This is a genomic window from Streptomyces sp. NPDC004065 (genome assembly GCF_044903565.1).
Lineage (GTDB): Bacteria > Actinomycetota > Actinomycetes > Streptomycetales > Streptomycetaceae > Streptomyces.
Genome location: NZ_JBJDQT010000042.1, coordinates 1 through 26,579, shown reverse-complemented (window position 1 = coordinate 26,579; position 26,579 = coordinate 1). Strand labels below are relative to the sequence as shown.

The following is a 26,579-nucleotide window of genomic DNA, read 5'->3' as shown; positions in this document are numbered from 1 at the left end:
TTCGGTTCGGTGGTCCGGGCCTCGGCGGGCGGTGGCTGAGCGAGGCGGTGGGCCCCGGCCTCAGCGGGGTGGCTGGTCCTGGCCGCGGTCCGTCCCGCCGAGCTGGTCCTTGGCCCGTTCCTGGGCGGTGTCGACCTGGCCGGTGTACTTGCCCTGGGTGCGCTCGTCCACGTAGTCGCCGCCCCTGTCGACGCCCTTCTCGGCCTGATGCTCATGGCCCTTCAGCAGACCCTTGAGCTTGTCCATCATGCTCATCGCGTGCTCCTCGGCTGCTTGGTTCCCCCACGGTCCCCCACTTCAGAATCGCCGAGTGGACCGGGGCCCGCATCCGCAGCCGGAGCGGGCGGGGCGACCCGGCCGGGCGGTGCGGGCAGTAGGTCGGTGTGGGAGGGTCGCGGGCCGGGCGGTGCGGCCGGGCGGTGCGGCCGGGCGGTGCGGGACCGGCGCCGGGCCGGTTCAGACGGCGCGGTCCGCGAAGGGGCCGCCGACCGCGAAGGCGAGCGCGGCGAAGCGGTCTCCCATGAGGCGGTGTCCGGCCGCGTCGGGGTGAAGCGCGTCGGGCAGCGGCAGGGCGGCGAAGTCGTCCGCGCCGTAGAGGGCCCGGCCGTCCAGATGGTGCAGATGCGGGTCCTCGGCGGCCCGCCGCTCCACGATCCGGGCCAGTTCCTCCCGGATGACGTTCAGGGTCAGTTTCCCGGCCGCCCGCTCGGCCGGGTCGCCCGCGGCGCGGAACCGGAGGCGTCCCGCGCCCAGGTCCGTGAGGTCCGGCAGGCTGGGGCCCGGCGTGTCCTCGTGGATCGGGCACAGGACGGGCGAGACGACCAGCAGCGGTACGGCGGGGTGACCCTCGCGGACGGTGTCGAGGAAGCCGTGGACGGCGGGGGCGAAGGCGCGCAGGCGCATCAGGTCGGTGTTCACCAGGTTGATCCCGATCTTGACGCTGATCAGGTCGGCGGGGGTGTCCCGCAGGGCGCGGGCGGTGAACGGGTCGAGCAGGGCGCTGCCGCTGAAACCCAGGTTGACCAGCTCCACCCCGCCCAGGGAGGCGGCCCGTGCGGGCCAGGTGGTCGTGGGACTCGCGGCGTCGGAGCCGTGGCTGATGGAACTGCCGTGGTGCAGCCAGACCCGGCGGTTCCCGCGCGGCAGCGGCTCGACCGGGGCGTCGGTGCGCAGGGCGACCAGCTCGGTGGTCTCGTTGTGCGGCAGCCATATCTCGACGTCCTTCTCCCGGCCGGGCAGACCGGTGAAGCGGAGCGTGCCGGCCGGGCCGGGGGTGCGTTCGGCCGTGCCGCCGGCCAGGTCCAGGGTGAGGACGTCGCCGCCGGCGGCCGTGGCCCGGCCGGCCGGGCGTCCGTCCACGAGCAGGTCGTACACGCCGTCCGGACGGGGCGGCGCGCCCACGTAGACCCGCTTGGTGGGGAGGGTGTCCAGTTCGACGGCGGTGGCGCGGGTGCGGAAGGCCAGCCGGACGCCCGAGGGCTGGCTCTCGGCCATGGCGAGCTGCGGGTCGGCGCACTGGGCGCGTGCGCGGGCGGGCAGCCGGTGCGGCAGCAGCCCGCGGGCGGTGCGCTCCAGGTCGAGGGCGCCGCGCAGCAGGGCGGCGGTGAGGGGCGTGGTGATCCAGTGGTGCGGGGTGCGGCGCATCGGCTCGGCCTGTCGTTTTCCGGGGGTGGGGCGATGGGGTGAGGAGGCGGTGGGTGGTGCGGGCGCGGGCGGGGCATCGGCGCGGGTGCGGGGTGCGGGGTGCGGGGTGCGGGGTGCGGGGTGCGGGTGCGGGTGCCGACGCCGGCGCGGGTGTGCGCGTGCGGGCAGGCGGCAGTGGTGCGCCGGGCGTGGTGGGGGAGCGTGGTGTTGACGCGGGTGTGCGAGGGCGGCGGTGGTGTGTGCCCGGGATGGGCGGGCGCGTGCGCGCCAGGGGGTGTGCGTCAGGGCGCGGGGGCGGGCGCGGGCCAGTTGCGCAGCAGCGCGTCGAGGGCGTCGACGATCCGGGACCAGCTCTGTTCGGAGTCCGGCGCGCTGTGACTGAATCCGCCGGCCGCCTCCAGGCTGACGTAACCGTGGAAGACGCTGCCCAGCAGGCGGACCGCGTGCGTCTCGTCCGGCTCGGCCAGGTCGTAGCCGCGCAGGATCGCGCGCGTCATCCGGGCGTGCCGCACGCCCGCGCTCGCCGCCGCCGTCTCCGGGTCGAGCCTGAACCGGGCCGCGTCGTAGCGCCCGGGGTGCTCACGGGCGTAGTCGCGGTAGGCGTTCGCGAAGGCGGCCAGGGCCTCCCTGCCCGCCCGCCCGGCCAGGGCGTCGGCGGCCCGGTCGGCCAGTTCCTCCAGGGCGAGCAGGGCGATCCTGGTCCTGAGGTCGTGGGAGCTCTTCAGATGCGAGTAGAGGCTCGCCACCTTGACGTCGAAGCGCCGGGCCAGCGCCGAGACGGTGACCTGTTCAAAACCCACCTCGTCGGCCAGCTCGGCCCCCGCCCGCGTCAGCCGCTCCGGGGTCAGCCCCGCTCGTGCCATGCCGTGCCCGCCTTCCGTCCGATCCGGTGTCGATCGTGTGCCAGCCTAAAGATTGTAGGCAGATACCTAGCATGTGCCGGGCGATACTCGGCATGTGGTCGGCGGGCCGCGTCGGGTGCGAAGAGCGCCGGGCGGCGCGCAGGGCTCCGGCAGTGGCGGCCGGACCCGGGTACCGTCCGGTGCATGACCGGCTCAGTCCCACCCCGAGCCCCTTCCGTGCCTGCCGTGCCCGCGGGGCGGGTGCGGTGCGCGACCTTCAACGTGCTGCACGGCCTGCGGCTCCTGGAGGACGGCCGCGCGCCGGGCACGGAGGACGCCGCCGGCCCGGCGCCCTTGGCCGAGGCCGTGGCGGCACTGGACGCGGACGTGCTGGCGCTTCAGGAGGTGGACCGCCTCCAGCCGCGCTCGGGCGGTGTCGACCAGGCCGCCGTGGCGGCCGCCGCCATGGGCGCCGGGCACTGGCGGTACGCCTCGGCGCTGCACGCGCGCGCCCTGCCCGGCGGGGGCTGGGTGCGCGACCCGGCGGCGCCGGGGCTGCGGGAGTACGGGCCGCGGTCGCGGAACTCGCCGGACGGCGTGCCCTCGCACGGCATCGCCCTGCTCTCCCGGCTCCCGGTGCGGGCGTGGCGGGCGCGCCGGCTCGCCGCGGCACCCTTGGCCGTGCCGCTGCGCAGCGCGGGCCGTCCCGGTCTGACGGCGGTCCGGGACCAGCCGCGCGCGGTGCTCGCCGCCGTACTGGAAGGGCCGGCCGGTCCGTTCACCGCGGTGGCCGTGCACCTGTCGTTCGTCCCGGGCTGGAACGTCGGCCAGCTGCTCGCGGTACGCCGCTGGATCGCCGATCTGCCGCGGCCGTGCCTGCTGCTGGGGGACTTCAACCTGGTCGGCGCCGTTCCCAGGGCGACGCTCAACGCGGCCGAGCGGGTACGGTCCCGGCTGCCGGGCGCCGCGCCGGGGCGCCGTGGGGACGCCTGGCGCGAGACCGCCCGGACGCCGACCTACCCGTCGCACCGTCCGCTGGTGCAGTTCGACCACGTGCTGGCCTCGGGGATCGGCGCGGACGCCGTGGCCGGAGCGTGTGCCCCCCGGACGGCGATCTCGGACCACCGGCCGCTGGTGGCCGATCTGGCACTCACACGGTGCGCTCCATGCACACCAGCCGCTCCCGCTCGTCCCACGACCGGGTGACCCGGAAGCCGAAGCGCTCGTACAGCGCGACGGCGTCCGTGCGCCACCGCCACACCGACAGCCGTACCGTCCCCGCGCCGCTGTCCGCGGCCCGGGCGAGCGCCGCGCCGACCAGGGCCGAGGCGACGCCCCGCCCGCGCGCGGCCGGCGCGGTCCACAGCCGCTTGAGCTCGCAGCCGCCCCCGGCCGGGGCGGTCAGCACCGCACAGCCCACCGCCGTGCCGTCGCTCAGCGCGAGCAGCACCCGGTCACCGGCGAACGCCGCCCGCGGGTCGAGGACCTCGGTCCGGTAGCGGTCGGGCAGCGCGTCCACGGCGGTGACGGCCTCGCCCTTCTCCGCCTGCGTACGCAGGTGGTACGCCGCCAGCAGGCGGGAGAACGCCTCCAGGTGGCGGTCCACCGCCGGAGGCTGCTGAGGGCCCGGCCCGTGAAGGCCCGGCTGCTCCGGGGCCGGCTGCTGCGGGCCCGGCTGCTCCGGGCGCGGGCTCTCCAGGCTCGCGCGCTCCCGGCTCCCCCTCCCCGGGCTTCCGCTCTCCAGGCGCGCGTGGTCGTGGCCCAGGCAGACCACTTCGACGCGGCCGTGCCCGTCCGACCGCCGTGTTGCCGCCGCTGTCACCGGACGCCCCCGTTCAAGGCACCGGGGACCCCGCCGGCCCCGTGCCTGCCCCACTCGTTCGTCGTCCTGGCCGTTCCGCCGGCGGGTCCCGGCGCGGCTGCGGCGGTAGCCTGCTCGGGAGGCAGCCATGGTCCAAGAGGTGCGCATCCGGCTTCTCGGCGGTTTCGCCGTGGCGGTCGGGGACCGCCCTGTCGCCGCCGGGGCCTGGCGCCTGCGCAAGGCGCGCAGCCTGCTGAAACTCCTCTGCCTGGCACCGGGCCATCGTATGCACCGGGAACAGCTCTACGACCTGCTGTGGCCCGGCCTGGACCGGACCGCCGCCGCGAACAACCTGCACCAGGTGCTGCACGCGGCCCGGCGCGCCCTGGCCGCCACGGGAGCGGGCGACGGAGTCGTGGTGCTCCGCGACGACCTGGTGCTGCTCGGTCCCGACGGCGGAGTGCGCGTCGACGTCGACGAACTGGACGCGGCGGTCAGGCGCACCCGGCAGGACGGCGCCGTGTCGAGCTACCGGGCCGCGCTCGCCCTGGCCGAACCCGGACTGCTGCCCGAGGACACCTACGAGCCGTGGGTCGGCGAGGCCGCGGCGGCCCTGGCACTGCGGCGCACCAGCCTGCGGCTGGGGCTGGCCGAGACGCTGGAACGCGAGCACCGCACCGAAGAGGCCGTCGAGGTGCTGGAGCGGCTCGTCGCCCAGGACCCCCTGCACGAGCCCGGCCACCGGGCGCTGATGCGGTCCCTGGCCCGGGCCGGCCGGCGCGGTGAGGCACTGGCCGCCTACGAGCGGCTGCGCGACGCGCTGCACCGGGAGACCGGCGGCGACCCCGACCCCCGTACGCGCGGCCTCTACCGCTCCCTGCTGGCCGGATCGGTCGATACGGGGGAGGAGCGCCCGGTCACCCCGGCGCCCGCGCGCCGTCCGCCGCCCGGAGGACACCCGCGGCGCCCGGAACCCCCGCCGCGCGCACAGGACATGCCGCAGCGGGACGTGCCGCAGCGGGACGTGCCTCCGCAGGACCTGCCGCCTGCACAGGACCCGCCGCCCGCACACGCACAGGACCTGCCGCCCTCACAGGACCTGCCAGCCGCACACGCCCAGGACCTGCCGCCCGCCCAGGACCTGCCGCCCGCACAGGACCTGCCAGCCGCACACGCCCAGGACCTGCCGCCCGCACAGGACCTGACGCCCCCGCAGGAACCCACGCCCGCACAGGACTTGCGGGACCTGTCACTCCCGGAGGACGGGCCACCGTCTCCGAGCCCGCCGCCCTCGGAGCGAGCGCCGTCCCCTCCGAACCCGCCACGCCCGGAGGGCCGGCCACCCCCTTCGAACCCGCCGTTCCCAGAGCCCGCGCCGCCCCCACGGGACCGGCCGCCCCCGGAGAGCGGGCCGCCTCTCCCGGGCCCGCCGCCCCCACGGGACCGGCCGCTCCCGCAGCACCCGCGGCACAATCTCCCGGAACCCGCGACCGGCCTGATCGGCCGCGAGCGGGAGACGGCCGAGGTGGAGCGGCTGCTGCTGCGCAGCAGGCTGCTGACGCTCACCGGCGCGGGCGGCTGCGGCAAGACCCGGCTCGCCCTGGCCGTCGCGGCCCGGCGGGCCGCAGCCCTGCGCGACGGCGCGTGGTTCGTCGACCTGGCCGCGCTGACCGAGGCGCACCTGGTGCCGGACGCGGTCGCCGCCGTCCTCGGGCTGCAACTCCCGCCCTCCGGCGCGGCCTGCGAGGCGCTGGCCGGACAGCTGGCCGGCCGGGAACTGCTGCTGGTGCTGGACAACTGCGAGCACCTGGTCGAGGCGTGCGCCGCCCTCGCCTCCGAAGTCATGGCGCGGTGCCCGGACGTCACCGTGCTCGCGACCAGCCGGGAGCCGCTGCGCAGCTACGGTGAGCGCACCTTCCGGGTGCCGTCCCTGGCCCTGCCCGACCCCTGCCGGCTCCCCCCGGTGGAGGAACTGGGCCGGTACGCCTCGGTCAGGCTGTTCACCGAGCGGGCCGCCGACGCCGCCCCCGGGTTCCGCCTCACCCCGGACAACGCGGCCGCCGTCGCCCAGATCTGCTTCCGGCTCGACGGAATGCCCCTCGCCCTGGAACTCGCCGCGGCCCGGGTGCACATCCTGACCCCGCGTCAGATCGCCGAACGGCTAGACGACGCACCGGCCCTGCTCGGCCGGGGCAGCCGGCGCGGCGCCACCCGGCAGGAGACGCTGCTGGCGACCCTCGACTGGAGCCACCGGCTGCTCGACGAGGACGAACGGCGCCTCTTCCGCCGCCTGGCGGTGTTCGTGGGCGGGTTCACCCTGGCCGCGGCCGAGGAGGTCTGCGCAGACGACGCCGCCGGGGCGCCGGTGCTCGACCTGCTCGGCCGGCTGGCGGACAAGTCGCTGGTCTGGGTCGAGCCGGTGGAGCCCGGACAGCACGAGGCCCGCTACCGGCTCCTGGAGCCGGTGCGGCAGTACGCGGCCGGACAACTGCGCGCCGCCGGGGAAGAGGCCGCCGCCGAGGCCCGGCACCGGCGCTTCTACCTGGAGCTGGCCCGGAGACGCGACCAGGAGCCGCCCACCGGGATCTGCGGACCCACGCCGCTGGAGCTGGAGGCCGACTACGGCAACCTCCGCGCCGCCCTGCGGTCCTCCCTGCGCGGTGACCCCGGCAGCGCCCTGCGTCTGGCGGCGGCCCTGCGGTTCTTCTGGTCCGAACGCGGGCGCCTCGCGGAGGGCAGGCGCTGGCTCGACGACACCCTGGCCGCCGCACCGGAGCCCACCCCGCAGCGCGCCGCGGCGCTCATGGGGAAGGGCGTGCTCGCCGTCCGCCTCGGCGACGGTTCCCCGCTCGAGGACATCGGCGCGCAGATCGTCGCCGTCCACGAGCAGTGCGGGGACCGGGCGGCCCTCGCCCACGCCTGCTGCCGGCAGTCCGTGCTGCTGTGGATGCGCGGCACCCGGGAGGCCGCCGCGGCCGCCCTGGACCGGGCCCGGGCCCTCGCCCGCGAGGCGGACGAGCCGTCGGTGCCGGCCGCCGTCGCGTACCACGAGGGGGTACGGGCCGTCTGCCGCGGCGAGGGCGCGGCCGCCCGCGCGGCCTGCACGCGAAGCCTGGGGCTCCTCGAGGAGGTGAAGGAGGGGACCGCCCCCTTCCTCCTCGTGATGACCCCCGGATACGCGGTCGAGGACGGGCCGGCGGGCGGGGAGGTCTCGGTGTTCTTCGAGGAGACGGTGCTGGTCGGCAGGACCGTGGGCGCGGCCCGTGCCCGCGGACACGTGCTGGCGAACCTCGCCTGGGCGGCACGCCTGGAGGGCGATTGTGGCGGCGCCGAGGACGCGGCCGGGCGCAGCGTCGACACCTTCCGCGCACTCGCCGACCCGTACGGCGAGTCGCTGGCGCTGAACACGCTCGGCAACGTCTGCCGCACCCGGGGGGACCACGACGCGGCACGCCAGTATCTCGAGGACGCCCTGGCCGTCAGGCGCCGGCTCGGCGACCGCCGTGAGGAGGGCATCACCCTCGGCTGCCTCGGCCTGCTGCGGCTGGCCGCCGGGGACACCGGCGGCGCCCGCGACACGCTCGCCGCGGTCCTGGCCGGCTACGAGGAGACCGACGACATCCCGGGGAGCGTCAACAGCCTGCTCCACCTCGGCCTGGTGGCCCGGGCCGCGGGCGACCGGGCCGGCGCCCGCGCCCTGCTGACCCGCGCCCGGCGGCTCGAGCACATCGCCGGATCGCGCCACGCCGCCGGGTGGGTCGCGCTGATGCTGGCGCGGCTGGCCCGGCAGGACGGCGATCCCGGCGCCGCTACCGCCGCGGCCGCCCGGGCCGCGGACCTCTTCGACAGCCTCGGCGACACCCGGGGCCGGGCCGCCCTGCGACGCCTGCGGGAAACGCCGGACCGCCCTCCCGCACCGGGCGGGGAAGCGCAAAGCGACTGCTGAGTGCGTGCTAAGAGGCCCTTCCTACGGTCGTGCACGTCCGAGTGAAATCCCCGCACCGAGGAGCCCACCATGTCGATCGACACGGCCAGGCGCGTCCTGGGAGACGCCACCGTAGCCGAACTGGAGGCAGGCCTGCGCGGCACCGTCGTCCGCCCCGGCGACCCCTCCTACGACCAGGCCCGCGCCGTCTGGAACGCGGCCCACGACAAACACCCGGCGCTCGTCGTGCGCTGCGCCGGCACCGCGGACGTGATCCGCGCCGTCGAGTTCGCCCGCAGCGAGGACCTGCTGGTCGCCGTGCGCGGCGGGGCCCACAGCATCGCCGGGTTCTCCACCTGCGACGACGGCATGGTGATCGACCTGTCGCCCATGAAGGGCGCCGTCGTCGACCCCGTACGGCGGCGGATCGTCGCCCAGGCCGGCCTGACCTGGGCGGACTTCGACCACGAGACGCAGGCCTTCGGCCTGGCCGTCACCGGGGGACTGGTCTCCTCGACCGGCATCTCCGGATTCACCCTGGGCGGCGGCGTGGGATGGCTGCTGCGCCGGTACGGTCTGGCCTCCGACAACCTGACGGCGGCCGAGGTGGTCACCGCCGACGGCCGCGTGGTGCGCGCCGCCGCGGACGAGCACCCGGAGCTGTTCTGGGCGCTGCGGGGCGGCGGCGGGAACTTCGGCGTCGTCACGTCGCTGGAGTACCGGCTGCACGAGGTCGGACCGCAGGTCCTGGGCGGTCTGATCTTCTACCCGGGCGCACAGGCCCGCCAGGTCGTCACGGGCTGGCGCGAGCTGACGGCGGACATGCCGGACGAGCTGACGACGGTGGTCAACCTCACCACCGCCCCGCCCGTGCCGTTCCTGCCGCCGGAGGTCCACGGCACCCGGGTCGCGGTCGTCGCCGGCCTGTACGCGGGAACCCCCGAGGCCGGGAGTCCGCCGTGGCGCCGCTGCGCCGCCTGGGCACGCCGATCGCCGACCTGATGGGCCCCATTCCGTACCTCGGCATGCAGTCCCTGCTCGACCCGCTGTGGACGGCCGGCGCCCACAACTACTTCACCTCGGCGTTCATCGAGCCGTCCGACGAGGCGGTCGACGCCCTGCTGCGGCAGCACCTGGACAGCCCCACGCCCGCGTGCGAACTGCACCTGCACCAGCTCGGCGGCGCCTTCGCGCGGGTGCCGGCCGACGCGACCGCGTTCAGCCAGCGGGAGGCGAGCGTGCTCTGCAACGTGATCGCCCGCTCCCAGGACGCGGCGGACTTCGACGCGCGCGTCGCGTGGGCCCGCGGCGCCCGCCGGGAGATCGCCCGCCACGGCCGCGGAACCATGTACGTCAACTTCACCGGCGACGCCGCCGAGGACAAGGTGCGCGACTCCTACCCGGACGCGGTCCACGAACGGCTGGTGCGGGTCAAGGACGCCTACGACCCCACCAACATGTTCCGCCTCAACCAGAACATCCGGCCCTCCGCCGCGGGGTGACGGCCGGTCAGCCCCCGCGTCCGGGCGGCGAGTTTGCCGCGGGCGCGAGGGGCAAGGCGGAGTACATGAGTGAAGCGAACGGGAGCACCAACAAGAAGGCCGAATCCACGCGGACGGCCGCGTCGAAGGCCCGGCGCACCGCGGACAAGGCGACCGCCCCGGCCTCCCGCGCCGCCGCGAGCGCGGCGGGCACGGCGGACGACGTGGCGTCGCGGACGGCGTCCGGCGCCGCACGCGCCGCCGAGGCGGCGAACGGGGTCGCGCGGAGCGCGGTCAAGGGCGTCGAGGCGGGCCGGCAGGCCCTCGTCTCGGCCTCCGGGCAGGTCGCGGCCACCGCGAAGACCGCCTGGACGGTGGTCGCCCAGCGCAAGCTGGTGGCCGCGGGTCTCGGCGGCGGCCTGGCCGCGCTCAGCGCCGCCTCGTACACGGTGGGCCGCAGGGCGGGCCGCCGCGCCCAGGGCCCCCTGACCCGGCTCACCGGCGGCCGCCTCTGACCGGAAGGACGTGGCGGCGCTCTTCCGGACGCGGCGGCGCCCGCGGATACCGCACGCCAGGGGGCGGCGCATCCACGGATCGCCGGTGGCCGTACGACCGGTGACCGGCCGTACGACCGCCGGCGCCGGCCTGCCGGCCTGCCGGCTCAGGCTGCGGGGCGCCCGGCTGCGGGCGCCCGACTGTCAGGGGCGAGCACCGACTGCCTGGCGCACACGTCGTTCCGCCGGCCGTCGACCTCCCGCCGCGGATGTCGGCCGTCGATCCGAGCCGCCGTCGACCTCCCGCCGCTGATGCCGGCCGTCGGTCGTCCGGCGCCGGCGTCACTCTGTCGGTGCCCCGCTGTGGAAGGCGGGCGCCGACCGTCCGGCGCCCCCGGTCGGGGATCGACCGCCGGGCAGCGTCCCCCAGAAGTGCCCCGCCCCCGCCCTGGAGGTGCTCGGCCTGTACGCGCGGTCGGTCGAGGGGGCGCTCGGCACCACCGCGGTCAAGGTCATCGTGGACACCCGCAGCTGCCTGATCACATACAGCAGCGCGGGTCACCACCCTCCTCCGGTCCTCGTCCACCGGGACGGCAGCCTCCAGCTGCTGGACGCGGCCACCGATCCGCCGCCGGCCGCCCGCCCCGTGCACGTCCCGCGCCCCCAGTCCGGCATCCACTGCCGGCGCGGCGACACCCTGGTGCTCTGCACCGACGGGCTCATCGAACGCCGCGGGGAGGACGTCGACGTGGGCCTGGAGCGGCTGGCGCGGACCGTCGGCGACTGCGCGCTGCTCGGCAGCGAGCAGATCGCCGGCACGCTGCCGGCCCGCCCCGGTGTGGCCGGCGGGGGCCGCGACGACCTCGCCCTGATCGTCGCCCGGCTCTGTCCCGGCCCGGGCAGGCGCGGCGGACGGCTCAGTGCACGGGGAAGCCGAAGGAGTAGCCCTGCTGCTTCAGCCACGGCAGCACCTCGCGCAGGGCGGCCACCGTCTGGGAGCGGTCCCCGCCCGCGTCGTGGAAGAGGATCGTCGGGCCGCCGGAGACCTCCCGCTCCACCGTGGCCACGATCGCCCCGGTGCCGGGCCGCTCGAAGTCCTTGGAGTCGACGTTCCAGCCCAGGGGCCGCATCCCCTGGGCGGCGGCGAGCCTGCGGCTGTACGGGGTGAAGGCGCCGCCGGGGGCGCGGTAGTACATCGGTTTCACACCGCCCGACGCCTGAGTGATCATCCGCGCGGCGTCCAGGATCTGCCGCGACTGGTAGGACTCCGGCTTGTGGTCCATGCCGGTGTCGTGCGACACCGAGTGGTCGCACAGCCGGTGCCCGGCGGCCACCACGGCCTTCACCAGGTCCGGGTGCGCCTGCGCCTGCGTGCCCACCATGCAGAAGGTGGCCTTCACCCCGTGGTCCTTCAGCACCCGCAGCACCTGCGGCGTCCACACCGGGTCCGGACCGTCGTCGATGGTGATGTTGACGCCCCGGGCGCCGCGGTCGGAGGCGTGGACGATGTCCACCGACACCGCCGCGGCCCGGCCGCCGGGCGCGCCCGCGGACGGAGCGGCGGGACGCGCGGTGGCGCCCGCCCGCGCGCCGTGCCGGCCGGCGGGGTCGGCCTGCGCGGTCCACACCGACGTGGCCGCCGCCAGGGCCGTCACCCCGATCGCCGCCGCGAGTACCCGGCCGTGCCACCCTCGTCCGCCGCCGTGCCGCACCATGCCCCGCCCCATTTCCCGCTCCCGCTGCCGCGTCGATCCGTGCACTGGTCAGGACGGAGAAAAGCCCCCGGAGGATCCGTCCGTTACAGATCGCGGACGATTCCGGGGGAACCCGGGGACAGGACGTGGCGGGATCCGCGCGGTGCCGCGTGCGTGCGGGCCGCCCGCCCGGCATCCCGGACCGGGCCGGACGGCGTGGGCGACGCGGAGGAGTGGCCTGGCTCACATGGCGTGATACAGGCGGCGCCGACACCATGGTCCTCGTCACCGGCAGGCCGAAGGGATCCAGGATGTTCCGCAAGGTACTGGTCGCCAACCGCGGCGAGATCGCGATCCGAGCGTTCCGCGCCGGCTACGAACTGGGCGCGCGCACCGTCGCCGTCTTCCCCCACGAGGACCGCAACTCGCTGCACCGGCTCAAGGCCGACGAGGCGTACGAGATCGGTCAGGTCGGGCACCCCGTGCGGGCCTACCTGTCCGTCGACGAGATCATCCGCGCGGCGCGCCGGGCCGGGGCCGACGCCGTCTACCCGGGCTACGGCTTCCTGTCGGAGAACCCCGAACTCGCCCGCGCCTGCGAGGAGGCGGGCATCACGTTCGTCGGGCCGGACGCCGCGACGCTGGAACTGACCGGCAACAAGGCGCGCGCCGTGGCCGCCGCCCGCGCCGCCGGGGTGCCCGTGCTCGGCTCCTCCGCGCCCTGCACCGACGTCGACGAACTCGTGCGGGCGGCCGAGGACATCGGCTTCCCGGTGTTCGTCAAGGCCGTCGCGGGCGGCGGCGGGCGCGGTATGCGCCGGGTCGAGGACCCGGCCGCGCTGCGCGAGTCCATCGAGGCGGCCTCCCGCGAGGCGGCCTCCGCCTTCGGCGACCCCACCGTCTTCCTGGAGAAGGCCGTCGTCGACCCCCGCCACATCGAGGTGCAGATCCTCGCCGACGGGCAGGGCGGCGTCATCCACCTGTTCGAGCGCGACTGTTCGGTGCAGCGCCGCCACCAGAAGGTCATCGAACTGGCCCCCGCGCCCAACCTCGACCCGGAACTGCGCGACCGCATCTGCGCCGACGCCGTGCGGTTCGCCCGCGAGATCGGCTACCGCAACGCGGGCACCGTGGAGTTCCTCCTCGACCAGGACGGCAACCACGTCTTCATCGAGATGAACCCGCGCATCCAGGTCGAGCACACCGTGACCGAGGAGGTCACCGACGTCGACCTGGTGCAGGCCCAGTTGCTCATCGCCGCCGGCGAGACGCTGCCCGGCCTCGGCCTGTCCCAGGAGACGGTCACCCTGCGCGGCGCGGCCCTGCAGTGCCGTATCACCACCGAGGACCCGGCCAACGGCTTCCGCCCGGACACCGGCCGGATCAGCGCCTACCGCTCGCCCGGCGGGTCGGGCATCCGCCTCGACGGCGGAACCACGCACGCGGGCACGGAGATCAGCGCGCACTTCGACTCGATGCTCGTCAAACTCACCTGCCGCGGCCGGGACTTCAAGACCGCGATCCGCCGTGCCCGGCGCGCGGTGGCCGAGTTCCGCATCCGCGGCGTCGCCACCAACATCCCCTTCCTCCAGGCCGTGCTGGACGACCCCGACTTCCAGGCCGGGCGCGTCACCACCTCCTTCATCGAGCAGCGGCCCCACCTGCTGACCGCGCGCTCCTCCGCCGACCGCGGCACCAAGCTGCTCACCTACCTCGCCGACGTCACGGTGAACAAGCCGCACGGCGAGCGCCCCGACCTGGTCGACCCGGTCACCAAGCTGCCCCCGCTGCCCGCCGTCGAGCCGCCCGCCGGATCCCGGCAGCGGCTGGTGCAACTCGGCCCGGAGGGCTTCGCCCGGTGGCTGCGCGAGTCGCCCACCATCGGCGTCACCGACACCACCTTCCGCGACGCCCACCAGTCCCTGCTGGCGACCCGGGTGCGCACCAAGGACCTGCTGGCCGTGGCCCCCACGGTGGCGCGGACCCTGCCGCAGCTGCTGTCCCTGGAGTGCTGGGGCGGCGCCACCTACGACGTGGCCCTGCGCTTCCTCGCCGAGGACCCCTGGGAGCGGCTGGCCGCGCTGCGCGAGGCGGTGCCCAACATCTGCCTGCAGATGCTGCTGCGTGGCCGCAACACCGTCGGCTACACGCCCTACCCCACCGAGGTCACCGACGCCTTCGTCCAGGAGGCCGCGGCCACCGGCATCGACGTCTTCCGCATCTTCGACGCGCTCAACGACGTCGGACAGATGCGGCCCGCCATCGACGCCGTACGCCGGACCGGCACGGCGGTCGCCGAGGTGGCCCTGTGCTACACCGCCGACCTGTCCGACCCCGCCGAGCGGCTCTACACCCTCGACTACTACCTGCGGCTGGCCGAGCAGATCGTCGAGGCCGGCGCGCACATCCTGGCCGTCAAGGACATGGCGGGCCTGCTGCGGGCCCCGGCCGCCGCAACCCTGGTGTCGGCGCTGCGCCGCGAGTTCGACCTGCCGGTCCACCTGCACACCCACGACACCGCGGGCGGCCAGCTCGCCACCTACCTGGCGGCCGTCCAGGCCGGCGCGGACGCGGTGGACGGCGCGGTCGCCTCGATGGCCGGCACCACCTCGCAGCCGTCGCTGTCCGCGATCGTGGCCGCCACCGACCACTCCGGCCGGCCCACCGGCCTCGACCTCCAGGCGGTCGGCGACCTGGAGCCCTACTGGGAGAGCGTGCGGAAGATCTACGCCCCGTTCGAGGCGGGCCTGGCCGCGCCGACCGGCCGGGTCTACCACCACGAGATCCCCGGCGGCCAGCTGTCCAACCTGCGCACCCAGGCGGTCGCGCTGGGCCTGGGCGACCGCTTCGAGGAGATCGAGGCGATGTACGCCGCCGCCGACCGCATCCTCGGCCGGCTGGTCAAGGTCACCCCCTCGTCCAAGGTGGTCGGCGACCTCGCGCTGCACCTGGTCGGCGCCGAGGTCGACCCGGAGGACTTCGAGGCCACCCCGGAACGGTTCGACATCCCGGACTCCGTCGTCGGCTTCCTGCGCGGAGAGCTGGGCACCCCGCCCGGCGGCTGGCCCGAACCCTTCCGCACCAAGGCGCTCGAGGGCCGGCCGGAGCCCAAGCCGGCGCCCGGGCTGAGCGCCGAGGACCGCGAGGGCCTGGAGAAGTCCCGCCGCGCCACGCTCAACCGGCTGCTGTTCCCCGGCCCCACCCGCGACTTCGAGACCCACCGCCAGTCCTACGGCGACACCAGCGTCCTGGACAGCAAGGACTTCTTCTACGGGCTGCGCCCCGCCAAGGAGTACGCCGTCGACCTGGAGCCCGGTGTGCGGCTCCTGATCGAGCTGCAGGCCGTCGGCCACGCGGACGAGCGCGGCATGCGCACCGTGATGGCCACGCTCAACGGGCAGCTGCGCCCGATCCAGGTCCGCGACGCCGCGGCGGCCACCGACGTCCCGGTGACCGAGAAGGCCGACCGCACCAACCCCGGCCATGTGGCGGCGCCGTTCGCCGGCGTGGTCACCCTCGCCGTCAGCGAGGGCGACGAGGTGGCGGCGGGCGCGACCGTGGCCACCATCGAGGCGATGAAGATGGAGGCCGCGATCACCGCGCCGAGGGCCGGCCGGGTGACCAGGCTGGCCATCAACCGCATCCAGCAGGTGGAGGGCGGCGACCTGCTCGTCGAGATCGCCTGACGCGCCGGCGCCGGGTGCGGTCCCGGGCCCCGCGCCGGGTCCGGTCCCGGGGGCCGCGGTGCCGGGCGGGGTGTCGGGTCCAGGCCCCCGCGCCCGGTCCGGCTCCGGCCACACGGCCGGGGAGTGCCGTCCGGTCCCGGCCGTTGCGGCCGGGGCGGGTCCGGGCCGCAAGGGCAGGGGGCGGGCCCGGCCGCTCGCCGGGCCCGTTGTCAGTGGCGGCTGTCAGTCTTGGCGCCATGGACGAGCGAGAGTTCCTGCGCGGCCGGGTGTACGGCGCCGATCACGAGGACGCCGCCCCGCGGCCCGGCCGCACCTACGCCCAGCTGGTCGGCGGCCCCCTGGACGGGCTGCTGCTGGACATCACCGGCCGGCCCGCCGCGACGCCCGGCGGGCAGATCGCCCTGCCCACCGAGATGGGCCGGTACGGCGCGGGCGGCCGGGCCCTGTACGAACCCCGGCCGCGCGACGCCCGCCGCTACGACTGGCGCGGCGACATACCGTGACGGCACGGCGCCGCCCCCGCCGCCGCGCGGGCTCGACACACGCCGCGCACCGCGCGTCATTTCCTGATGCGGCGTCAGCGGAGAGGTACCTTGATCACGGCAGCCGGTACGGCACACGCCACCTCGCATACGGGTGCCGTACCGTCGCCGCCCTCCTCGTGGCGGCCTCGGAACACGGCTGACTTTCACCGTTCGTTTTCTTGAATCAGTCGTCTTTACGGCGGTAGGTTCGGCCCATGACCGCGTCCCAGCGATCGACCACAGCCGAGGATCTGCGCGGTGCCGGCCTCCGGGTGACGGCCGCCCGCGTCGCGCTGCTGGAGACCGTCCGGGCCGGTGATCACCTCGGTGCCGAGGCCATCGCCGCCGGGGTGCGCGAACGGGTGGGCCACATCTCCGTACAGGCCGTCTACGAGGCCCTCCACGCCCTGACCGCCGCCGGACTCGTCCGCCGTATCGAGCCGGCCGGCGGCCCCGCCCGCTTCGAGGGGCGCGTCGGGGACAACCACCACCACCTCATGTGCCGCTCGTGCTCGGTCGTCGTCGACGTCGACTGCGCCGTCGGCCGGGCACCCTGCCTGACCGCCGACGACGACCACGGCTTCACCGTCGACGAGGCCGAGGTCATCTACTGGGGCCTGTGCCCCGGCTGCTCCACCGCCCGCAGTACCGCACCGTGATCCGCGCAGTTCTGGAGGATTTCCTTGTCTGAGAACCACGATGCCATCGTCACCGACCCCAAGGCGCAGGAAGCCGGTGGCTGCCCGGTCCCGCACGGGCGCGCGCTCCACCCGACGCAGGGCGGCGGAAACCGCCAGTGGTGGCCGGAGCGGCTCAATCTGAAGATCCTCGCCAAGAACCCCGCCGTGGCCAACCCCCTGGGCGAGGACTTCGATTACGCCGAGGCGTTCTCCAGCCTGGACCTGCCCGCCGTCAAACGGGACATCGCCGAGGTGCTGACGACCTCGCAGGACTGGTGGCCGGCCGACTTCGGCCACTACGGCCCGCTGATCGTCCGCATGGCGTGGCACAGCGCGGGCACCTACCGCATCAGCGACGGCCGCGGCGGCGCGGGCTCCGGCCAGCAGCGCTTCGCACCCCTGAACAGCTGGCCCGACAACGCCAACCTCGACAAGGCGCGCCGTCTGCTGTGGCCGGTCAAGAAGAAGTACGGCCGCAACCTGTCGTGGGCCGACCTGCTCATCCTCGCCGGGAACGTCGCCCTGGAGTCCATGGGCTTCAAGACCTTCGGCTACGCCGGCGGCCGCGAGGACGTCTGGGAGCCGGAGGAGGACGTCTACTGGGGCCCGGAGACCACCTGGCTCGGCGACGAGCGCTACACCGGCGACCGCGAGCTGGAGAACCCGCTCGGCGCGGTCCAGATGGGCCTCATCTACGTCAACCCCGAGGGCCCCAACGGCAACCCGGACCCGATCGCCGCGGCCCGCGACATCCGCGAGACCTTCCGCCGCATGGCGATGAACGACGAGGAGACCGTCGCCCTGATCGCGGGCGGTCACACCTTCGGCAAGACCCACGGAGCCGGCCCGGCGGACAACGTCGGCCCGGACCCCGAGGCCGCGCCGCTGGAGGAGCAGGGCCTGGGGTGGCGCAGCACCTACGGCACCGGCAAGGGCGGCGACACGATCACCAGCGGCCTCGAGGTGACCTGGACCAACACCCCGACGACCTGGGACAACAGCTTCTTCGAGATCCTGTTCGGCTACGAGTGGGAGCTGTTCAAGAGCCCCGCGGGCGCGCACCAGTGGCGTCCGAAGGACGGTGCCGGTGCGGGCACCGTCCCCGACGCCCACGACCCCGCCAAGCGCCACGCCCCGGCGATGCTGACCACCGACCTGGCGCTGCGCTTCGACCCGGTCTACGAGCAGATCTCACGGCGCTTCCTGGAGAACCCCGACGAGTTCGCCGACGCCTTCGCCCGGGCCTGGTTCAAGCTGACCCACCGCGACATGGGCCCGGTCGCGCGCTACCTCGGCCCCGAGGTGCCCGCCGAGACCCTGCTGTGGCAGGACCCGCTGCCCGAGCGGACCTACGAGCTCATCGACGCGCAGGACGTCGCCGACCTCAAGCGCCGCGTCCTCGACTCCGGCCTGTCGGTGTCCGAGCTGGTCTCCACCGCCTGGGCGTCGGCCTCCTCCTTCCGCGGCAGCGACAAGCGCGGCGGCGCCAACGGCGCCCGCATCCGCCTGGAGCCGCAGCGCGGCTGGGAGGTCAACGACCCCGACCGGCTCGCCCCGGTGCTGCGCACGCTGGAGGGCATCCAGGAGTCGTTCAACAGCGGCCGCACCGACGGCAAGCAGGTCTCGCTGGCCGACCTCATCGTCCTGGCGGGCGGTGCCGGCGTCGAGCGGGCCGCCAAGGAGGCCGGCTTCGAGATCGAGGTGCCCTTCACCCCGGGCCGCGTGGACGCCTCGCAGGAGCAGACGGACGTGGAGTCCTTCGCGGCGCTGGAGCCGACCGCCGACGGGTTCCGCAACTACCTCGGCAAGGGCAACCGCCTGCCGGCCGAGTACCTGCTGCTGGACCGGGCCAACCTGCTCACGCTGAGCGCCCCGGAGATGACCGTGCTGGTCGGTGGTCTGCGCGTGCTGGGCGCCAACCACCAGCAGTCGCAGCTCGGCGTCTTCACGACCACTCCCGGTTCGCTGACCAACGACTTCTTCGTCAACCTGCTCGACCTGGGCACGACGTGGCAGGCGACGTCCGAGGACCGGACCACGTTCGAGGGCCGGGACGCGGCCACGGGCGAGGTCAAGTGGGCCGGCAGCCGCGCCGACCTCGTGTTCGGCTCGAACTCCGAACTGCGCGCCGTCGCCGAGGTCTACGCCGCCGACGACGCCAAGGAGAAGTTCGTGCACGACTTCGTGGCGGCCTGGGCCAAGGTGATGGACCTAGACCGCTTCGACCTGGCCCGGCACGGCCGGTGACCGGCCGGGCGGTCCGGTGGGCGGCTCCACCGCCCGGCCGGACCGCCCGCGCCTGCCGGCTTCGCGCCGGCCCGTCCGGCGGGGCGGGGCCGGTCCCGCGTCTCAGTCCGGGGGCGGCGGGGGCGGCGGGTTCATCGCCCAGCGGATGGTCCGGGTCAGGGCCAGCCCGGCCGGGCGCACGGTGATGTCCTCGACGAGCGGGACGCGCGGCAGCCGCAGCAGCGCGCGCGCCCAGGAGGGCAGCAGGGACACGGCGTTCGCCGCGAGCACGCCGTAGAAGGGCCGGGCCGCGAGCGGCACGGGCGGTCGCAGCAGCAGGAAGCGCGCGGCTGCCCGGGCCTCGGCCGTGACCCTCAGCTCCGGCCGGTAGGCGGCCAGCCGCTCGGCCAGCTCGCGGCGGTCGCGCGGCGGGTCGGCCACGCCCAAGGCCTCGGCGATGCGCGCGGTGTCGGCGACGTAGCCGTCGTACCCCGCGGCGTCCAGCGGACGGGCGCCGTACCGCTCGTGCGCGCGCAGGAAGCTGTCCGTCTCGCTGGCGTGCACCCAGCCCAGCAGGTGCGGGTCGGCCGCGTGGTACGGCGCGCCGCCGGCCGTCGTCCCGCGTACCCGCTGGTGGATGCCGCGCACCCGGTCCACGGCGCGCTGCGCGTCGGCGGCCGTGCCGTACGTCGTCACCGCGAGGAACGTGCTGGTGCGCTGGAGCCGGCCCCAGGGGTCACCGCGGTAGCCGGAGTGCTCCGCCACGGCGGCCATGGCCAGCGGGTGCAGGGACTGCAGCAGCAGCGCGGACAGGCCTCCGACGAACATCGAGGCGTCGCCGTGCACGGTGCGGATCGGCCGCTCGGGCCCGAACCAGCGCGGGCCGGGGCTGCCGTGGATGCGTGCGCGGCGCGCCGGCCCCTCCGGGCCCGCGACCCGGTGGAAGAGCGCCCTGCCCAGTTGTTCCCGCACGTCCGACAGCACCGGCGCCTCCCTGGGATGCCCGTGTCCGACAGGCCCGAGGGTACGCGGGCGGCGCACGCCGGCGCGTGGGAGTCGGGGAACGACCGCCCGGCCGCGCGCGGGTGCGGTCAGCGGGTGCCGGGCCGCCGGGCGTACACCTCGATCTCGATCCTCATCCGGGGGTCGGCGAGCCCGCACACAAGCATCGTGGCGGCCGGCCGCACTTCCCCGAAGACGCGGCGCAGCACCGGCCAGCAGGGCTCGAAGTCGGCCCGGTCGGGAAGGAGGTACCGGACCCGCACCACGTCGGCGAAGCCGCACCCGGCTTCCGCCAGCGCGGTCCCGACGTTGCGCAGGCACTGCTCCGCCTGTTCCACCACGTCGTCGGAGATGGTCATCGTGGCGTAGTCGAACCCGGTCGTCCCCGACACGTGCACCCAGTCGCCGTCGACCACGGCACGGGCGTATCCGATCTGCTCCTCGAAGGCCGAACCGCTCAGGATGGCACGTCGTTCCGTCATGCGCCGAACGCTAGAGGGGCGGCCGGTGATACGTCCACCACGGCGAACCGCCCCCGCGCGATGCAGCGGCGGACCGTGCGCGCGCCGAGGGAGACGGGCGCCCCCGGGGCCCGCCTGCCCCGCAACACGCAACCCCGCACCCCGCCCGTCTGCGGGGGAGTGTCCTCCGGCTCGTACGGGAGCACCGGCCGGAGGACACCAGGGCGTGCCGGCACCACCCCGACCAACGACCGGACGGCCGCACGGTCACGGATCCGCGCCTGCCGTCACGGCCGTTGCGAGGCCGGCTCACGGGTGTCGGGACCGGGGCCCCCGCGCTCGCCGGGGGACGTGTCCCAGGCGCCGCCGACCGCCAGGGCGCCCGCCAGCCCGACGCTGCCCGCCCCGATGAGCGCCACGCCCACCACCTCGGGCAGCACCCGGACCCCGAGGCCGATCTCCTCCTCGAACAGCACCGCGCCGAGCACCACACTGGTCACGGCGTCGCCGAGGGTCAGGGCGGGCTGGGAGGCGCTGAGGCTGCCGGCCCGGAACGCGCTCTGCAGCAGCAGGAAGCTCACCGCCCCGGTGACGACGGTGGCGTACAGCGGCCATTGTGTGAAGAGCGTGCCCGCACCCTGCCCGAGCCGGCCCACGACCTCCTTGAGCAGGGCGGCGGTACCGGCGAACGACACGGCGGAGGCCAGGCCGAGCAGGGCGGCACGCGGCGCGCCGTGCACCGTACGGGAGACCGCGACGACCACGACCACCACGCCGAGGACCGTTCCTCCGGTCACCAGCCAGAGCCCCGGCGCGGCGGTGGTCCGGCCGGTGGACGGCGCGGCCGCTCCCAGGAACAGGGCGAGTCCCACGGCGAGGGCCGCGAACGCCAGCCAGGTGCGCCGGTCCGGGCGGCTGTGGAAGACCACGCTGCCCACGGCCAGGGTGAACAGCAGCTCAGTGGCCAGCAGCGGCTGGACCACGGAGAGACTGCCCACGGCGAGCGCCGCCGCCTGCAGCGCGGTGGACAGGCCGAGCAGGGCGGCCCCGGCCAGCCAGTGCGGCCGCCGCAGCACACGGCCGAGCCAGTGCACCGCCTGGCGCGCTCCGCTCCCGGCGCCCGACTCGTCCGTGGCGGCCCGTCGCTGGAGCACGGAGGCCGAGGCGTTGGACAGGGCCGCGAGCAGGGCGAGGACGATGGTGAGGGGGCTCACGGCCGTTCATCCGCCCCCGGGGACAGCCGCGCCCGGAGCACCGGTACGGCGCTGGACCGGGTGCCGCGGGACGCTGGAGACACGATGGCCGACCTCGGGCGATGACGGTGAACGCCGGGGGTGGCCACGCGGGCCGCGGCGACCGCCCGGGTTCCGGCGGGCTTGGCCGTCCCGGAGTGCCCCGGCCGGAGCCCCGCCAAACACGCCGGCGCCGTGCGCGATACGCCGTGCGCCGTGGGCCACGCCCGTACGCCGTGCGCATGCGCCACGCCCGTCGCGCCGTACGGGCGTCAGCGCCCCTCCGTAAGGCGGTCAGCGCCCCTCCGGGCGGCGCGGGCGCCTGCGGGGCCACCAGTGGTGCTCGCAGAACCAGCGGCCGAACATCGCGCCGCCGTAGAACACGAAGCCGACTCCGGTCAGCCACGACTCCACCACCAGCACGATGCCGACCGTGCCGTAGCTGACGGCGTTGTCGACGATGAGCGGGGTGAAGACGAGGTGGGAGAAGACCCGCAGGCCGCCCAGCCCCACCATGGTGGCGAGCGCGCCGGGCAGCAGGTGCTGCCAGTGCACCTGGCCGCCGAGCAGGAAGTGCTGGCCCCACCAGAAGAACAGCGCGCCGGCGGCGGCGGAGACCGCGATCCGGTGCCAGCCGATGAACTGGTGCCGGTTCTGCACCTCCTGGTAGAGGTACGCGGTGAGCACCACCAGCCACGTCGCCTGGCGCCAGATGCGGTGCCACGGACCGGGCGGCAGGCTCCAGACGCGCTCGTAGCCGTTCTGCACGCTGCCCGCGAAGGACACGCCGAACACGGCCAGCAAAACCCCGCTCCAGACACCGGTGGTGCCGATGACCCTCACCGGCGGGCTGACGATGTCCGTGATCACCCGCGCCGACCGCCCGGTCAGCCCCATGCCGTCCACCAGCCAGGCCGCGAACCCGCCCTGTCCGAGCGGGTCGGCGGCGGCGACCACGATGAGCAGGGGCGCCAGGGTGACCAGGGACAGGGTGGCGAATCCCATCGCCCGGTGCATCAGCTCCAGCTCCCGGCCGCGCCGGATGAGGGCGGACGCCTCCAGCCAGTGCCACGCGCCGAGCAGCGACTGCCCGGCCCGCCGCGCGGCGGCCCTCACCGCCGCCGCCCTTCGCCCGTCCGCGCGCGGGAGTGGATGGTGTCGCCGGGCACGGGTACCGGTCCGCCGGCGGCCGACTCGCTCACACCGCAATGGTGCGACGCCCTCCCGAGGGTCCGCACGACGCGCGGCACCCGCACGACGCGCCGCACCCGCACGGCGCACTCACCCGCAGGACGCGCCCGGCGCCCGCGCGGCGCACCGCGGCCCTCACGCCGCGCCCGCGCCGCCGGTCGGCGGCCCCCGCGGCCGGTCAGCGGCGTGTGCCCGCCCCCACGGCGCGGGCACACGGGGTTCTGTGGTTCACCGGCGGCCCCGGTGGCGTGTGACGCCGATGGTCAGTCCCATGGCGGCCAGACCCATCAGGGCCGTCGCCGCGCCGGTCCAGCAGTTGTTCCAGATGATGCCGGGACGCGCGGTGTGCAGGGCGGTGACCACCCACGGGGAGATGAACAGCCAGATGCCGAGCGGCACCAGCGTCCAGGCCAGCCGGAACATACGGTCCGGCGCCAGGGCCAGGCCGAGCCCGATCAGGGCGACGCTCAGCCCGATGATCAGGTTGTTCACGGTGATGGCGGGCTGGATCGAGAAGTGCACGACCCAGGGTGAGATGGCGATGTAGAGGCCCGCCAGGAGGATCAGGCCTTCCAGGGCGATCGCCGGACCGCTCGAGGCGGTGCGCTCGAGCCGCTCCCGCATCTCCGCCATCTCGGGATGCGAGCCCATCATCTCCGGATGGGTGCCGACGTCGCTGGAGCGATGTGGATACGACATTGCTGTCGTCTCCTCTCCGAAAGGGAGCTCTTGCCTTGTGCAATGGTTCCCACGACCGGCTGACTTATGTCCTCTTTATCCCGATTGTATGCGGGAGTTCCGGTGGCGGCTCCCGGGCGGACCGGGCGGACGGACACGGGTCTGTGAGGGTGGTGAAACGGGCCCGGTCGTTTACCCGCGGCCCTCCCGGGTGACCCACAGGTGGGCAGAGACGCGTTGCGAGGAGGGCCCCATGACGGACCCCGGCACCGGACCGGCCCTCGACGGGTGCCGGATCGACGCCGTCGACGTGCACGCCTTCGAGGTACCCACCGACGGCCCCGGCGGCAGGGAACAGGACGGCACCCTGGAGTGGGACTCCACCACCATGGTCCTGGTCCGGGTGCACGCGGCCGGGCGCACCGGCATCGGCTACACCTACGGCGACGTGTCGGCCGCGGCCTTCCTGTCCGGCACACTCGCCCCGCTGCTCGAAGGCGCGGACCCCTCGTCGCCGCCCGCCCTGTGGGAGCTGATGGGCCGGCACGTCCGCAACGCGGGACGGCCCGGCGTGGGCGCCATGGCGGTGTCCGCCGCCGACATCGCCCTGTGGGACCTCAAGGCGCGACTGCTGCACGTGCCGCTGGTCCGCCTGCTCCCGTCGTACCACGACCGGGTTCCGGTGTACGGCAGCGGCGGCTTCACCAACTACCCCGCGGACCGTCTCGCCGGCCAGCTCGCCGGCTGGGCCGGGCAGGGCATCGGGCGGGTGAAGCTGAAGACCTCACGGGACCCGGCCGCCGACCCGGTGCGGCTGTCCGCGGTCCGCGAGGCGATCGGCGACGGCGTCGAGCTGTTCGCCGACGCCAACGGCGCGCTCGGCCGCAAGGAGGCGCTGTACTGGGCGCACCGGTTCCACGAGCAGTGGGACGTGCGCTGGTTCGAGGAACCGGTGAGCTCCGCCGACGTCGAGGGCCTGGCCCTGCTGCGCGAGCGCGGCCCGGCCCGGCTGGAGATCGCCGCCGGCGAGTACGCGTACACCACGCGCGACTTCGTCAACCTCGTCGACGGCGGCGCGGTGGACTGCCTCCAGGCCGACGTCACCCGCTGCGGCGGCATCACCGGCGTGCTGGAGGTGGCGGGGCTCGCCGCGGCCCGGCACCTGGACCTGTCCGCGCACTGCGCCCCCGCGGTCTCCGCCCACGCCTTCTGCGCCGTACGGCGGCTGCGGCACCTGGAGTACTTCCACGACCACGTCCGCTTCGAAAGCCTGGTGTTCGACGGGACGCTGCCGCCCGAGGCAGGCGCGCTGCGCCCGGACACCGGCCGGCCCGGGCTCGGCCTGGACGTGAAGTGGGCCGACGCCGAACCCCACCGCGTCCACGGGCAGCGACCGGGGGCGCACCGCACCACGGGCCGGGGCCGGTGACGGGCAGCGCGGAGGAGGCCATGAAGGTCGTCCTGCCGACGTTCTTCGCCCTGCTGGCCGCCCTCAGCAACGCCTTCGCCACCGTGCTGCAGCGCCGGGCGGCGCTGACCGTGCCGCAGTCGCGGGGGTTCAGCATGGGGCTGATCCTCGCCCTGCTGCGGCGGCCCGTGTGGGTGGCGGGGGTGCTGACCGTGGTGGCGGCCGGGGTGTGGCAGGCGCTCGCGCTGGCCACCGGCCCGCTGTCGCTGGTCCAGCCGCTGTTCGTGCTGGAACTCCCCCTCGCCCTCCTCATCGCCGCGCTCATGCAGGGCCGGCGGCCGCCCGCGGCGCTGCTGCTGAAACTGCTGGTCGTCGTGGTCGGCCTGGCGGTGGCGCTGCTGTCCGCGGCGCCGGGAGGCAATCGCACCCATGTGTCCATCGACCGCTGGCTGCCCGTCCTGGCCGCCTGCGCCGGTGCCGTCGTGGTGCTGACCATGACCGGGCTGAGACGGCCGGCGGGCAGGTTCCGCGCCGCCTGCCTCGGCACGGCGACCGCGATCTGCTTCGCCCTCACGGCCGGTCTGATGAAGACGTCCGTGCACATCCTCGCCGAGGCCGGCCTCGCCGGATTCCTCACCTCCTGGCAGACGTACGCCTTCGGGGCGAGCGGAGTGTGCGCCATGCTCCTGCTGGAACACGCCATGCAGGGCGGGCCGCTGATCGCCTCCCAGCCCGCCCTGACCCTCGGCGACGCCACGGTCAGCTTCCTGCTCGGGATCCTGGTCTACGAGGAGCACATGCGGGCCGGCTGGTGGCTGCTGCCGCTCGCGCTGGGCATCGGGCTGATCACCGCCGGAGTGCTCGCCCTGGCCCGGAGCGAGGCCGAGCCCCTCTAGCCCGCAGCGCTCCCCGGACACGAGCCGGGCACCCGATGTCCTCCGGGCGCCCGGGCGGCCTTGCCCGCCGTGCCGCCGTGCCCCTTACCTCCGAGGTCATCGACCCGGAGGGCCGCAGCGGGTGAGGATCGTCTGCGTACGGACGCCCGACGCAGGCCCGACGCACGCCCGTTCGCCCCCGACCGGAGGACACCATGCCCGCCTACGCCATCGCCCATCTGCGGGACGCCGCCCCGCATCCGGAGATCGCCGAGTACATGGAGCGGATCACCGCCACCCTGGAGCCGTACGGCGGCCGGTTCCTCGTGCACGGGGCGCGGCACGAGGTGAAGGAGGGGAGCTGGCCCGGGCACGTCGTGGTGATCGCCTTCCCGGGGATCGCCGAGGCGCGGGCCTGGTGGGACTCGCCCGCCTACCGGGAGATCACGCCGCTGCGCGCCCGGCACATCGACGGCGACATCGTCCTCGTGCCGGGAGTCCCCGAGGACTACGACCCCGCCACCACCGCCCGGGCGATGCGCGAGGCGCTCACGCCCGCCGACCGGGCCTGACCGGCCGGCCACCGCCCGCCCCCGGACCGGCGGTTGCCGGCCGGTGCAACGCGCCGCGCGGGCCCCCCGGGCACCCGGGGGCCCCGCGGGGCCCAGCCGGCCCGGACGGCGGCCGTTGCGGGGGGGGGGGGCGGGGGGGGGGGGCGTGGCCCCCGCGGGGGGC

22 protein-coding genes and 1 pseudogene are annotated in these 26,579 nt (G+C 75.4%); 13 read left to right on the top strand and 10 right to left on the bottom strand.

Features of this window, described 5'->3' with window-relative positions:
- Positions 1 to 60 precede the first annotated feature (60 nt).
- The 3 genes from ACI2LW_RS31425 to ACI2LW_RS31415 form a co-directional block, all read right to left on the bottom strand.
- Entirely contained in the window at positions 61 to 255 is a 195-nt protein-coding gene (locus ACI2LW_RS31425) for an antitoxin (protein WP_404734657.1), read from the bottom strand.
- A 201-nt stretch (positions 256 to 456) separates the two neighbouring features.
- Positions 457 to 1,644, bottom strand: a complete 1,188-nt coding sequence (locus ACI2LW_RS31420; RefSeq protein ID WP_404734656.1) for a GDSL-type esterase/lipase family protein — start codon at positions 1,642 to 1,644, stop codon at positions 457 to 459.
- Positions 1,645 to 1,925: 281 nt separating this feature from the next.
- A complete protein-coding gene (locus ACI2LW_RS31415) occupies positions 1,926 to 2,507 on the bottom strand; it encodes a TetR/AcrR family transcriptional regulator (RefSeq protein ID WP_404734655.1) in 582 nt (193 codons plus the stop codon).
- 183 nt (positions 2,508 to 2,690) lie between these two features.
- Between ACI2LW_RS31415 and ACI2LW_RS31410 the strand changes: the two genes are divergently transcribed.
- A complete protein-coding gene (locus ACI2LW_RS31410) occupies positions 2,691 to 3,692 on the top strand; it encodes an endonuclease/exonuclease/phosphatase family protein (protein WP_404734654.1) in 1,002 nt (333 codons plus the stop codon).
- Here the strand turns inward: ACI2LW_RS31410 and ACI2LW_RS31405 are convergent.
- Positions 3,637 to 4,092 (bottom strand): GNAT family N-acetyltransferase, encoded by a 456-nt coding sequence (locus tag ACI2LW_RS31405; protein ID WP_404734653.1) that lies wholly within the window; start codon positions 4,090 to 4,092, stop codon positions 3,637 to 3,639. The genes ACI2LW_RS31410 and ACI2LW_RS31405 overlap by 56 nt on opposite strands.
- Positions 4,093 to 4,435: 343 nt before the next feature.
- Here ACI2LW_RS31405 and ACI2LW_RS31400 point away from each other — a divergent pair, with 343 nt between their 5' ends.
- The 5 genes and pseudogenes from ACI2LW_RS31400 to ACI2LW_RS31380 form a co-directional block, all read left to right on the top strand.
- Positions 4,436 to 8,233 (top strand): AfsR/SARP family transcriptional regulator, encoded by a 3,798-nt coding sequence (locus ACI2LW_RS31400; protein ID WP_404734652.1) that lies wholly within the window; start codon positions 4,436 to 4,438, stop codon positions 8,231 to 8,233.
- Between the two features lie 69 nt (positions 8,234 to 8,302).
- Positions 8,303 to 9,214, top strand: coding sequence for an FAD-binding oxidoreductase (locus ACI2LW_RS31395; RefSeq protein ID WP_404734651.1), 912 nt, complete (start codon positions 8,303 to 8,305; stop codon positions 9,212 to 9,214).
- On the top strand, positions 9,172 to 9,714 hold the full coding sequence (locus ACI2LW_RS31390; protein WP_404734650.1) for a BBE domain-containing protein: 543 nt from the start codon (positions 9,172 to 9,174) through the stop codon (positions 9,712 to 9,714). The genes ACI2LW_RS31395 and ACI2LW_RS31390 overlap by 43 nt, the downstream gene beginning before the upstream one ends.
- A 65-nt stretch (positions 9,715 to 9,779) precedes the next feature.
- Positions 9,780 to 10,208, top strand: coding sequence for a hypothetical protein (locus ACI2LW_RS31385; RefSeq protein ID WP_404734649.1), 429 nt, complete (start codon positions 9,780 to 9,782; stop codon positions 10,206 to 10,208).
- Between the two features lie 415 nt (positions 10,209 to 10,623).
- A pseudogene (locus tag ACI2LW_RS31380) lies at positions 10,624 to 11,073 on the top strand (PP2C family protein-serine/threonine phosphatase); the annotation flags it as partial.
- 31 nt (positions 11,074 to 11,104) lie between these two features.
- Here the strand turns inward: ACI2LW_RS31380 and ACI2LW_RS31375 are convergent.
- A complete protein-coding gene (locus ACI2LW_RS31375; RefSeq protein ID WP_404734648.1) occupies positions 11,105 to 11,902 on the bottom strand; it encodes a polysaccharide deacetylase family protein in 798 nt (265 codons plus the stop codon).
- A gap of 290 nt (positions 11,903 to 12,192) precedes the next feature.
- On the opposite strand from ACI2LW_RS31375, the gene ACI2LW_RS31370 reads away from it, so the two are divergent.
- From ACI2LW_RS31370 to katG, 4 genes are all read left to right on the top strand, one after another.
- Positions 12,193 to 15,567: a pyruvate carboxylase gene (locus ACI2LW_RS31370; protein ID WP_404734647.1), complete on the top strand. Its 3,375-nt coding sequence runs from the start codon at positions 12,193 to 12,195 to the stop codon at positions 15,565 to 15,567.
- Positions 15,568 to 15,803: 236 nt separating this feature from the next.
- Positions 15,804 to 16,070: a hypothetical protein gene (locus ACI2LW_RS31365; RefSeq protein WP_404734646.1), complete on the top strand. Its 267-nt coding sequence runs from the start codon at positions 15,804 to 15,806 to the stop codon at positions 16,068 to 16,070.
- Positions 16,071 to 16,306: 236 nt separating this feature from the next.
- Positions 16,307 to 16,750 carry a Fur family transcriptional regulator gene (locus tag ACI2LW_RS31360; protein WP_404734645.1) on the top strand — a complete coding sequence of 148 codons (444 nt, stop codon included), beginning with the start codon at positions 16,307 to 16,309 and terminating at the stop codon, positions 16,748 to 16,750.
- Between the two features lie 24 nt (positions 16,751 to 16,774).
- Positions 16,775 to 19,018 (top strand): catalase/peroxidase HPI, encoded by a 2,244-nt coding sequence (gene katG, locus ACI2LW_RS31355; protein ID WP_404734644.1) that lies wholly within the window; start codon positions 16,775 to 16,777, stop codon positions 19,016 to 19,018.
- A 102-nt stretch (positions 19,019 to 19,120) separates the two neighbouring features.
- Here the strand turns inward: katG and ACI2LW_RS31350 are convergent, their stop codons facing one another.
- The 5 genes from ACI2LW_RS31350 to ACI2LW_RS31330 form a co-directional block, all read right to left on the bottom strand.
- Positions 19,121 to 19,981 (bottom strand): oxygenase MpaB family protein, encoded by an 861-nt coding sequence (locus ACI2LW_RS31350; protein WP_404734643.1) that lies wholly within the window; start codon positions 19,979 to 19,981, stop codon positions 19,121 to 19,123.
- Positions 19,982 to 20,088: 107 nt separating this feature from the next.
- Complete coding sequence (locus ACI2LW_RS31345) at positions 20,089 to 20,481, bottom strand: RidA family protein (protein ID WP_404734642.1); 393 nt, start codon at positions 20,479 to 20,481, stop codon at positions 20,089 to 20,091.
- Positions 20,482 to 20,747: 266 nt separating this feature from the next.
- On the bottom strand, positions 20,748 to 21,674 hold the full coding sequence (locus ACI2LW_RS31340) for a DMT family transporter (protein WP_404734641.1): 927 nt from the start codon (positions 21,672 to 21,674) through the stop codon (positions 20,748 to 20,750).
- 312 nt (positions 21,675 to 21,986) lie between these two features.
- Positions 21,987 to 22,808 carry a ribonuclease BN gene (locus tag ACI2LW_RS31335; RefSeq protein WP_404734640.1) on the bottom strand — a complete coding sequence of 274 codons (822 nt, stop codon included), beginning with the start codon at positions 22,806 to 22,808 and terminating at the stop codon, positions 21,987 to 21,989.
- A 303-nt stretch (positions 22,809 to 23,111) separates the two neighbouring features.
- Positions 23,112 to 23,582, bottom strand: a complete 471-nt coding sequence (locus tag ACI2LW_RS31330; RefSeq protein ID WP_404734639.1) for an SPW repeat protein — start codon at positions 23,580 to 23,582, stop codon at positions 23,112 to 23,114.
- A 232-nt stretch (positions 23,583 to 23,814) separates the two neighbouring features.
- Here ACI2LW_RS31330 and ACI2LW_RS31325 point away from each other — a divergent pair, with 232 nt between their 5' ends.
- The 3 genes from ACI2LW_RS31325 to ACI2LW_RS31315 all read left to right on the top strand — a co-directional run bounded on the left by ACI2LW_RS31325 (position 23,815) and on the right by ACI2LW_RS31315 (position 26,416).
- Positions 23,815 to 24,990, top strand: a complete 1,176-nt coding sequence (locus ACI2LW_RS31325) for an enolase C-terminal domain-like protein (RefSeq protein WP_404734638.1) — start codon at positions 23,815 to 23,817, stop codon at positions 24,988 to 24,990.
- Positions 24,991 to 25,010: 20 nt separating this feature from the next.
- Positions 25,011 to 25,865 carry a DMT family transporter gene (locus ACI2LW_RS31320; protein ID WP_404734637.1) on the top strand — a complete coding sequence of 285 codons (855 nt, stop codon included), beginning with the start codon at positions 25,011 to 25,013 and terminating at the stop codon, positions 25,863 to 25,865.
- Between the two features lie 194 nt (positions 25,866 to 26,059).
- Positions 26,060 to 26,416: a DUF1330 domain-containing protein gene (locus ACI2LW_RS31315; RefSeq protein ID WP_404734636.1), complete on the top strand. Its 357-nt coding sequence runs from the start codon at positions 26,060 to 26,062 to the stop codon at positions 26,414 to 26,416.
- Positions 26,417 to 26,579: the final 163 nt, after the last annotated feature.

Bases quoted from the DNA above. Each gene is read 5' to 3' on its own strand.
- ACI2LW_RS31410 (WP_404734654.1), top strand. From the start codon at position 2,691: ATGACCGGCTCAGTCCCACCCCGAGCCCCTTCCGTGCCTGCCGTGCCC.
- ACI2LW_RS31345 (WP_404734642.1), bottom strand. From the start codon at position 20,481: ATGACGGAACGACGTGCCATCCTGAGCGGTTCGGCCTTCGAGGAGCAG.
- ACI2LW_RS31395 (WP_404734651.1), top strand. From the start codon at position 8,303: ATGTCGATCGACACGGCCAGGCGCGTCCTGGGAGACGCCACCGTAGCC.
- ACI2LW_RS31365 (WP_404734646.1), top strand. From the start codon at position 15,804: ATGGACGAGCGAGAGTTCCTGCGCGGCCGGGTGTACGGCGCCGATCAC.
- ACI2LW_RS31375 (WP_404734648.1), bottom strand. From the start codon at position 11,902: ATGGTGCGGCACGGCGGCGGACGAGGGTGGCACGGCCGGGTACTCGCG.
- ACI2LW_RS31385 (WP_404734649.1), top strand. From the start codon at position 9,780: ATGAGTGAAGCGAACGGGAGCACCAACAAGAAGGCCGAATCCACGCGG.
- ACI2LW_RS31425 (WP_404734657.1), bottom strand. From the start codon at position 255: ATGAGCATGATGGACAAGCTCAAGGGTCTGCTGAAGGGCCATGAGCAT.
- ACI2LW_RS31315 (WP_404734636.1), top strand. From the start codon at position 26,060: ATGCCCGCCTACGCCATCGCCCATCTGCGGGACGCCGCCCCGCATCCG.
- ACI2LW_RS31370 (WP_404734647.1), top strand. From the start codon at position 12,193: ATGTTCCGCAAGGTACTGGTCGCCAACCGCGGCGAGATCGCGATCCGA.
- ACI2LW_RS31330 (WP_404734639.1), bottom strand. From the start codon at position 23,582: ATGTCGTATCCACATCGCTCCAGCGACGTCGGCACCCATCCGGAGATG.
- ACI2LW_RS31420 (WP_404734656.1), bottom strand. From the start codon at position 1,644: ATGCGCCGCACCCCGCACCACTGGATCACCACGCCCCTCACCGCCGCC.
- ACI2LW_RS31400 (WP_404734652.1), top strand. From the start codon at position 4,436: ATGGTCCAAGAGGTGCGCATCCGGCTTCTCGGCGGTTTCGCCGTGGCG.
- ACI2LW_RS31320 (WP_404734637.1), top strand. From the start codon at position 25,011: ATGAAGGTCGTCCTGCCGACGTTCTTCGCCCTGCTGGCCGCCCTCAGC.
- ACI2LW_RS31325 (WP_404734638.1), top strand. From the start codon at position 23,815: ATGACGGACCCCGGCACCGGACCGGCCCTCGACGGGTGCCGGATCGAC.
- ACI2LW_RS31360 (WP_404734645.1), top strand. From the start codon at position 16,307: ATGACCGCGTCCCAGCGATCGACCACAGCCGAGGATCTGCGCGGTGCC.
- ACI2LW_RS31415 (WP_404734655.1), bottom strand. From the start codon at position 2,507: ATGGCACGAGCGGGGCTGACCCCGGAGCGGCTGACGCGGGCGGGGGCC.